Source organism: Stenotrophomonas sp. INTA L402-1, assembly GCF_059295135.1.
The window spans coordinates 1-1,514 of record NZ_JCAFWP010000090.1; the positions used below are offsets into that span (position 1 = coordinate 1).

The 1,514-nt window shown below is 69.6% G+C and carries 2 protein-coding genes; one reads left to right on the top strand and one right to left on the bottom strand.

Going from position 1 to position 1,514, the window contains the following annotated elements:
• Positions 1 to 287 precede the first annotated feature (287 nt).
• A complete protein-coding gene (locus tag AC5O77_RS21600) occupies positions 288 to 734 on the bottom strand; it encodes a copper chaperone PCu(A)C (RefSeq protein WP_494507152.1) in 447 nt (148 codons plus the stop codon).
• Positions 735 to 768: 34 nt separating this feature from the next.
• Here AC5O77_RS21600 and AC5O77_RS21605 point away from each other — a divergent pair.
• Positions 769 to 1,514, top strand: a 746-nt coding sequence (locus AC5O77_RS21605) for an enoyl-CoA hydratase/isomerase family protein (protein ID WP_494507153.1), incomplete at its 3' end; no start/stop codon positions are given.

The following is a 1,514-nucleotide window of genomic DNA, read 5'->3' on the forward strand; positions in this document are numbered from 1 at the left end:
CCGCGCCCCCCCGGCGCGGTGGGGTTCGCGCTCCCCTGGTCGACCCCCCCCGGGGGTGGGGGCGGGGGGGGCCCCCCCCGCCCCCCCCCCCGCCCCCGCCCCCGCCACTACCGGAATTCCGTTCGCGCCCAGCGTCCTCAACGCTACGGCAGCCATCCCAATCGTCGCTTCATCCGTAGAGTCGAGCTTGCTCGACTGCTGCAGGCCAGGGCCGTCGAGCAAGCTCGACGCTACGACGGCCATCCCAACCCCTTGCGTCAGCAGCAGCGTGCCGTTTCCCCGCGCGCTTACGGCGCGGCCTTGCGCACCACCAACGTCGCGCTCGCTTCGCCACCGCCTTCCAGCTGCAGCCGCAGCGGCAGCGCCTGGCCTTCCTTCAACGCGCCCTTGCCCTGCATCAGCATCAGGTGCAGACCACCGGGCTTGAGCTCGGCGCGTGCGCCCGGTGCCAGCGGCAGGCGCTCGATCGCGCGCATCCGGCTGACCCCATCGACGATCGTGGTCTCGTGCAGCGACACATCGCCGAAGCCACTGCTGGTCGCGCCGGTGATCGCCACTGCTTTGCTGCAGCCGTTGTGGATCACGCCATAGCCGGCGGTCATCGGCATCGCCGGATTCGGTGGCAACCGCGCCCAGCCCTGCTCCACCGTGACGCACGCCGGTTCCGCCGCCGAGACCGATGCTGCGGCCGCACACAGAACCAACAGTACGCCAACGAATGGTTTGGTTATCATCGCCCAGGTTCCTTCTTCGCAACGAGACCGCAGCATGACGACGCTCATCGAGGTGATCAACCATGGCCCCATCCGCGAACTGCGCCTGGCGCGGCCGCCGGTCAACGCACTGGACACCGAACTGTGCCGGCAGTTGATCCATGCCATCGAGCTGGCCATGGCCGAAGACGCGCACGGCATCGTGCTGTCGGGCAGCGAGCGCATCTTCACCGGCGGTATGGACGTGCCGCACCTGCTCTCGCATGGTGATGACAAGCACAAGTTGTTGGACACCTGGAACGCCTTCTTTGGCGCCGTGCGCACGCTGGCCGAGAGCCGGATCCCGGTGGTCGCGGCGATCACCGGCCACGCACCGGCGGGCGGCTGCGTGCTGGCCCTGTGCTGCGACTACCGGGTGATGGCGCGCAGCGCCGATCCGTCGCGGCCGTATGCCATCGGCCTGAACGAAGTGCAGGTGGGCCTGATCGCGCCGGAGGGCATCCAGCGCCTGCTGCGCCGCGCGGTGGGCGTACACCGCGCCGGCGTCCTGCTGACCACCGGCTCGCTGGTGCCGGCCGAACAGGCGCTGCAGATCGGCCTGGTCGATGAACTGGCCGAAGGCGACCTGGTGGTGGCGCGCGCCATCGCCTGGCTGCAGAACCTGCTCAAGCAGCCGCGCCAGCCGATGCTGCTGACCCGCGCCGTTGCCCGTGCCGACCTGCACGAAGCCCTGCACCCGGACCTGATCCAGCTCGACCGCTTCGTCGAGGCCTGGTTCGCCCCTGTCTCTTATACACATCT